General features: G+C 71.7%; 7 protein-coding genes and 1 pseudogene. 4 read left to right on the top strand and 4 right to left on the bottom strand.

Going from position 1 to position 6,579, the window contains the following annotated elements; all coding sequences use genetic code 11:
• From ACTUAL_RS02040 to ctaE, 4 genes and pseudogenes are all read right to left on the bottom strand, one after another.
• Positions 1–376, bottom strand: a pseudogene (locus ACTUAL_RS02040) (cytochrome b); the annotation flags it as partial.
• A complete protein-coding gene (qcrA, locus tag ACTUAL_RS02035; RefSeq protein WP_096492001.1) occupies positions 373–1,497 on the bottom strand; it encodes a cytochrome bc1 complex Rieske iron-sulfur subunit in 1,125 nt (374 codons plus the stop codon). The pseudogene ACTUAL_RS02040 and the gene qcrA, both read right to left, overlap by 4 nt.
• Positions 1,494–2,306: a cytochrome bc1 complex diheme cytochrome c subunit gene (gene qcrC / locus ACTUAL_RS02030; protein WP_096492000.1), complete on the bottom strand. Its 813-nt coding sequence runs from the start codon at positions 2,304–2,306 to the stop codon at positions 1,494–1,496. Before qcrC ends, qcrA begins: the two co-directional genes overlap by 4 nt.
• Before the next feature lie 41 nt (positions 2,307–2,347).
• Complete coding sequence (gene ctaE / locus ACTUAL_RS02025) at positions 2,348–2,950, bottom strand: aa3-type cytochrome oxidase subunit III (protein WP_096491999.1); 603 nt, start codon at positions 2,948–2,950, stop codon at positions 2,348–2,350.
• Between the two features lie 85 nt (positions 2,951–3,035).
• Between ctaE and ACTUAL_RS02020 the strand changes: the two genes are divergently transcribed.
• The 4 genes from ACTUAL_RS02020 to ACTUAL_RS02005 all read left to right on the top strand — a co-directional run bounded on the left by ACTUAL_RS02020 (position 3,036) and on the right by ACTUAL_RS02005 (position 6,107).
• Complete coding sequence (locus ACTUAL_RS02020; protein WP_096491998.1) at positions 3,036–3,446, top strand: hypothetical protein; 411 nt, start codon at positions 3,036–3,038, stop codon at positions 3,444–3,446.
• A 41-nt stretch (positions 3,447–3,487) separates the two neighbouring features.
• Positions 3,488–3,898: a hypothetical protein gene (locus ACTUAL_RS02015; RefSeq protein ID WP_440899061.1), complete on the top strand. Its 411-nt coding sequence runs from the start codon at positions 3,488–3,490 to the stop codon at positions 3,896–3,898.
• A 5-nt stretch (positions 3,899–3,903) separates the two neighbouring features.
• A complete protein-coding gene (gene trpD, locus ACTUAL_RS02010) occupies positions 3,904–4,953 on the top strand; it encodes an anthranilate phosphoribosyltransferase (RefSeq protein ID WP_440899060.1) in 1,050 nt (349 codons plus the stop codon).
• A gap of 449 nt (positions 4,954–5,402) precedes the next feature.
• Positions 5,403–6,107 carry a lysophospholipid acyltransferase family protein gene (locus ACTUAL_RS02005; RefSeq protein WP_440899059.1) on the top strand — a complete coding sequence of 235 codons (705 nt, stop codon included), beginning with the start codon at positions 5,403–5,405 and terminating at the stop codon, positions 6,105–6,107.
• Positions 6,108–6,579 lie beyond the last annotated feature (472 nt).

Raw genomic sequence — 6,579 nt, 5'->3', positions numbered from 1 at the left:
TGAACAGCAGCGCGGCCCCGTGGTGGACCTGGCGCACGAACAGGCCGCCGCGCACCTCGAAGTTGATGTTCAGCGTCGACTCGAACGCGCGGGACATCTCGATGCCCTGCAGGTTCACGAACGAGCCGTTGTAGGTGACCTCCTGCATGGAGGGGTCGAAGAACAGCGCGAGGTAGGTGCCCGACAGCAGCAGGATGATGAAGCTGTAGAGCGCGATCTCGCCGAGCAGGAACGACCAGTGGGTCGGGAAGACCTTGTTGAGCTGCTTGCGAATCCCGCCCGCCATGTGGAACCGGTCGTCCGCCCACTTGGCGGCGCCCGCCGCCGCGCGGGCGCCGGCGGGTTGCCGCTTCGTCGGCGTCGTGATGCCGCTCATGACTTACGCTCCCAGAACGCCGGACCCACAGCCTCGGTGAAGTCGCTGCGGGCGATCAAGTAACCGTCCTCGTCCACGGTGATCGGGAGCTGAGGCAGGGCGCGGGTGGCCGGGCCGAACCGGGGCTTCCCGTAGTGGAAGACGTCGAACTGCGACTGGTGGCACGGGCACAGCAGCAGACCGGTCTGCTGCTCGTACAGCGAGGTCGGGCAGCCCAGGTGGGTGCAGATCTTCGAGTAGGCGTACAGGTCGCCGTAGTTGAAGTCCTCCTGGCCCGCGCGCTTGGTCACGGCCTGGCCGGGGCGCAGGCGGATCAGCATGACCGGGTTGTCGGCCCGCTTGAGGGCCTGCACCAGCTCGTGCTCGTGGCCGCGCTCGGACTCGCGGAACGGGAAGACGGTCTCGAAACCGCCCGCGTCCAGGTCCTCGGGGCGCACCAGCTCGACGTCGTGGAAGTTGCCGGTGTGGCGGCGCAGGTAGACCTTCTCGCCGTTCTCGGACTTCCACCCGGTGTGCCACAGCGAGTCCTTGGTCTCGCTGTCGGCGTGGGGGTTCTTCACCATGCCGCCGAGGGGGACCGCGAGGACCCCGAGGCCGAACACGCCCGCGCCGAGACCGGCGGTGCGCTTGATCAGCGAACGGCGGCCGAGGGTGCTGCGCGCGCCGACGTCGCCCAGCTCGGCGACGAGGGTCGCGGAGTCCACGGGCGACGAGCCGCCGTCGTGGCGCTGCTGGACCGCCAGCTCCTCGGGGATGAACTTCTTGGTGTACAGCAGCGCGCCGACGCCCAGCGCCAGCACCGACAGGGCCAGCGTGGCACCGATGACCGGCGTATACAGCTGGTACAGCCAGTGGTTCGCGGTGTGCGGCGCCTCGTACTTCCAGGGCCAGAACAGGAACGCGGCCAGGAAGCCGACGCCCGCGAGCGCGGCGATGGCGAACCACAGCGCCACCAGGCGCTCGGCGCGCTTCTCGGCCCTGGTGCCCTTGACGGGCCAGCGCTCCTCGTAGTGGACCAGCTCGACGCCGTCCAGCTCCGTGCCGAGCTTGACCAGCTCGTCCCGGCTCATCTTCGAGAGCTGCGCCTCGTCGGGCAGCCCGTTCGGCTTGTCGCCGCTCATGCCTTGGCTCCGATCCAGAGGGTCACGCCGACGAGCGCGGCGATGCCCACGATGAACGCGATCAGACCCTCTGAAACCGGCCCGAAGCCGCCGAGGGCGGCGCCGCCGGGGTTGTTGTTCCCGTCGGACACCGACTTGATGTAAGCGATGATGTCCTCCTTCTCCTCCGGCGTGAGCTGCCGGTCGGAGAACTTGGGCATGTTCTGCGGGCCCGTGAGCATGGCCGTGTACAGCTGCTCCTCGGTGACCCCGTCGAGCTCGGGTGCGAACTTGCCGGACGACAGCGCCCCGCCGCGACCGGTGAAGTTGTGGCACGCCGCGCAGTTCAGGCGGAAGAGCTCGCCGCCGCGGGCCGGGTCCTCGCCGCGCAGCGCCTCGCCGCGCTTCTCGGGGGTCTCCGGGCCGCCGCCGAACTGCTGGATGTACGCGCCGAGCGCGTCGATCTCCTCGGCGCTGAACTTGACGGGCTTGCGCTGGGCCTGCGCCTCCTGGCGGGCCATGGGCATCCGGCCGGAGGAGACCTGGAAGTACACCGAGGCCTCACCGACGCCGATGAGGCTGGGGCCCCGGTCCTTGACGCCGTCGAGGTTCTGGCCGTGGCACGAGATGCAGGTGTTGTTGTAGAGCTGCTCCCCCAGCCGCACCTGGGCCGGGTCGGACTGCGCCTGCGCGGTCTGCGGCTGCGGCGCGAGCGCGCTGAACAGCAGGCCCGCGCTCAACAGCGCGAACCCCAGCGCGAGCAGGCCGGAGATCCGCCGCCGCAGCTTGGTGCCGCGATTCCGGGCCCTCGTGGTACTGGTGGTGGTCATGTGTGCGGCAACCCTTGCTAGTGAGTTCGGGGTTCTTGGTGTCAGGGCACGAGGTAGATGACGGCGAACAGGCCGATCCAGACCACGTCGACGAAGTGCCAGTAGTAGGACACGACGATCGCGGAAGTCGCCTGGGCGGGCGTGAACTTGCTCAGCTTCGTGCGGATCAGCAGGTAGCCGAACGCGATGAGGCCGCCGATCACGTGCAGGCCGTGGAAGCCGGTGGTCAGGTAGAAGACCGTGCCGTAGGCGCCGCTGGGGATCGTCACCCCCTCGCCGATCAGCGTGGCGTACTCGCCCGCCTGGCCCGCGACGAAGATCGCGCCCAGCAGCACCGTGAGCCCGTACCACCGGCGCAGGCCGAACACGTCGCCGCGCTCGGCGGCGAACACGCCCCACTGGCAGGTGAAGGACGACGCCACCAGGATGGTCGTGAAGAACATCGCGTAGGGGACGTTCAGGTGCACCGGGGGCCACTCGCCCTCGTGCTGGGCTTTCACCGTGAAGAACATGGCGAAGAGACCCGCGAAGAACATGAGCTCACTGGACAGCCAGACGACCGTGCCCACGCTGACCATGTTCGGCCGGTTCAGCGAGTGCACGCGCTGGGTGATTGAGGGCGCTGCCGTTGTCACACGACGCATTATTGCTTGCACGTTTTCGCCTCGCCCATCGGGTCCGGGGCCTTAAGTCATGGTCATCCGGGTCACACACGAGGTGAGGGGCCGCATGGAGTGGTTCGTCCGGTTGCGGAGGCGTTGGTCCGCACGGGGTGCAGTGCCGCTGGAGATCGCCTCACCCGATCTGGTGGTCGTGGTCGAGGCGTTCGACATCGCCGAGGCGGATTCGGCGGCGCTGGCGCGCTCGCCCCGGTGGCGCCCCGACGAGCCCGCCGTGCTCCGCCACCACCTCCACCTGCCCGCTGATCAGGTGGAACGCGCGCGGGAGCTGCTCGCCCCCGACGGGTGGACGCTGCGGGAGGGCGAACCCGCGCACGCGCTGCGCGTGCAGGTGCTCGACGCGCTGCACTGCGCGCAGGAGCGCTCGCGGATGGCGGGCCTGGCCCAGCGCCTGGGGGGCGACTGGATCGGCTGGGACGCCCTCCAGGCCCGGAAGGATCAGCGGGAGGACGCCGGATAGCATCGGACCTCTCGGCCCCGACCCGTCCGGAGGTTCGCGCGATGACTTCGCAGACGACCACAATCCTCGTGTTCAGCCACCGCCCCGAGGTGCGTGAGACGATCATCACGGCCGTCGGGCGGCGTCCCGCGCCCGACCTCGGACGGGTGGAGTACACCGAGGCGGGCACCATCGCCGAGGTCCTCTACGAGCTGGACAACGCCAGGGCCGACCTGGTGATCCTGGACGGCGAGGCCCAGCCCACCGGCGGCATGGGGCTGTCCCGGCAGCTCAAGAACGAGATCACCGACTGCCCGCCCGTGGTGGTCGCGGTGCGCCGCAAGGACGACCGGTGGCTGGCGACGTGGTCGCAGGCCGACGCGGTCCTGGTGCACCCGCTCGACCCGCTGGCAGCCGCCGAGACCGTGGCCGAGGTGCTGCGCTCGCTGGCGCTGCCCGCCGTGCGCGGCTGATCGCCGTGGCCGACCGCACCTGGCCGCTGCTGCTCACCCGGCTGCTCGACGGGGTCGACCTCACCGAGGACGACACCGGGTGGGCGATGGACCGCATCATGTCCGGCGAGGCCACCACCGCGCAGGTGGCGGCGTTCGCGGTGGCGCTGCGGGCCAAGGGCGAGACGCCCGAGGAGGTCGACGGGCTGGCCTCGGCGATGCTCGGGCACGCCCGCAGGTTCAGCGTCGAGGGCAGGGCGGCCGACATCGTCGGGACCGGCGGCGACAGCTCCGGCTCGGTGAACATCTCCACCATGGCCACGATCGTGGCCGCCGCCGCCGGGGTCCCGGTGGTCAAGCACGGCAACCGGGCCGCGTCCTCGCAGTGCGGCACGGCCGACGTGCTGGAGGCGCTGGGCGTCGCGATCGACCTGCCCCCGGAGGGCGTGGCGGCGACCGTGGCCGAGCTGGGCGTGGGCTTCTGCTTCGCGCCGGTGTTCCACCCGGCGTTCCGGCACACCTCGGCGCCCCGGCGCGAGATCGGCATCCCGACCTCGTTCAACCTGCTCGGGCCGCTGACCAACCCGGCGCAGCCGTCGGTGGGCCTGATCGGCTGCGCGCGGGCGAACGCGGCGCCGCTGCTGGCCGGGGTGTTCGCCCGGCGCGGCACGACGGCGCTGGTCGTGCGCGGTGACGACGGCCTGGACGAGATCACCACGACGACGACGACCGCGGTCTGGGTCGTCGAGGGCGGGGTGGTCCGGGAGGACCGGATCGACCCGTCCGGCCTGGGCATCGCGCCCGCGCTGCCGCAGGACCTGCGCGGCGGGGACGCCTCGGTGAACGCCGAGGTCGTGCGGCAGCTGGTGGCGGGCAAGCCGGGCGCGGTGCGGGACGCGGTGCTGCTCAACGCGGCGGGCGCGATCGCGGCGCACGCCGGGTTGTCCGGCGAGCTGGCCCCCGCGCTGACCTCGGGTCTGGCGCGCGCGGCGGAGGCCGTGGACAGCGGGGCGGCGGCCGAGCTGCTGCGGCGCTGGGCGGAGCGGTCGACCGAGCTGAAGGCGCGGCTGGGCTGAGAGCGCGGCTGGGCTGAAGGAACGGCCGGGCCGGGAAGGACTCCGGACCGGAGGCAGGGCGGCGGGGCTCCCACGGGGGCTCAGAGCCGCCCTGCGGCGTTTTCGGGGCGTGACGGGCCCCTACGGGCGTGTGGACGTGCCGAGCGGCGTGCGGGGCGCGTGAGCCGTCGCTGAGGGTTGTCGACGGCGGACGCCGTCGGGAACGCCGCGCACCGCCCCGCGCGCGTCCCGCCCGGTCAGCGGCCCCGGCTGGTCGCCGAGCGCGAGCGGCGACCCCGACAAAACCGTCACCGTGGGTCGCAGCAGGTCCCCCGTCAGCACCAAACTAAACTCCCCCAGCGACCACCAAGAGTGATAACTCTGCGGCGTCCGGGTGGTCCGATGCGCTCGATCAGTGGGCTGAACCACACATTCGCCGGGCCGCAACAACAGGGAGTCATGCTGTTTCCATGCTGTACACGGTGATTAAGCGGGTCGTGCTCCCCCTGGCCCGCGCGGTGTACCGGCCGAAGGTCGAGGGGCTGGAGAACCTCCCCCGCACCGGAGCCGTGATCCTCGCCCCGAACCACCTGTCGTTCATCGACAGCATCCTGATCCCGATGGTGGCGCCCCGGCGGGTGTCCTTCCTCGCGAAGGCCGAGTACTTCGAGGGCGCCGGGCTCAAGGGCTGGCTTAGCAAGAGCCTCTTCAGCTCCCTGGGGCACGTCCCGGTCAAGCGCGGCTCCGGCCGCGCGGCGCGGGCCTCCCTGGACACGGCGGCCGAGATCCTGGCGGGCGGCAACGCGTTCGCCATCTACCCCGAGGGCACCCGCTCCCTGGACGGGAGGCTGCACCGGGGCCGCACGGGCGTGGCGCGGATGGCGCTGGAGTCCGACGTGCCGGTGGTCCCGGTGGGCATCATCGGCACCGACCAGGTCCAGCCGGTCGGGCGCAAGCTGCCCAGGATCCGCCCGGTGACGATCCGCTTCGGCGCGCCGCTGGACTTCTCCCGCTACGCCGGGATGCAGGACTCGCTGCCGGTGCTGCGCTCGGTCACCGACGAGATCGTGTACCGCATCCTGGAGCTGTCCGAGCAGGAGTACGTGGACCGCTACCAGGCGTCCGGCGGTCAGACCCCCGGCGGTCAGGCGCCCGGCGGTCAGGCCGCCGCCTAGGACGTCCGACGGGGAGCAGCGCCGCTCCCCCGCAGGTCCCCCCGTTCGCCAGGAACCCGCCGCTCCGACCGCCGGAACCGCCGGTCGGGCGCACGCGGGACGTCCGCGCGCCGGTGATCACCCGGTGATCACCCACCGCCGCGGGCGCGCCGATCACCGCGGCATTTCCCCCGCCGCGCGCCGGGGTGTTTTCCGCTCACCGGGAGGAGCTTCGCCCGCGAGTCCCCCGGAGCCTGTTTTCCCGCGCGCCGGAGCGGACTCGCCGAGGATTGTCCAGGGACCTTTTCCTCTACCCCGACACCCCCTCCCGCGCTCCCCGCAAGATCATTCCCGCGTGCTTTTCCCGTGCGCCGCAGACGGATTCCCGACCGGCTGGCCCAGGCCGGGCGCGCTGCCCGGAAAAGGCAGAAGGCCCCGCCACCCGGAGGTGGCGGGGCCTTCAGCGCGCGGGGCTCAGTCGTGCGCGGGACCG

Source organism: Actinosynnema sp. (genome assembly GCF_052038725.1).
This window is presented reverse-complemented; position numbering and strand designations above follow the sequence as displayed.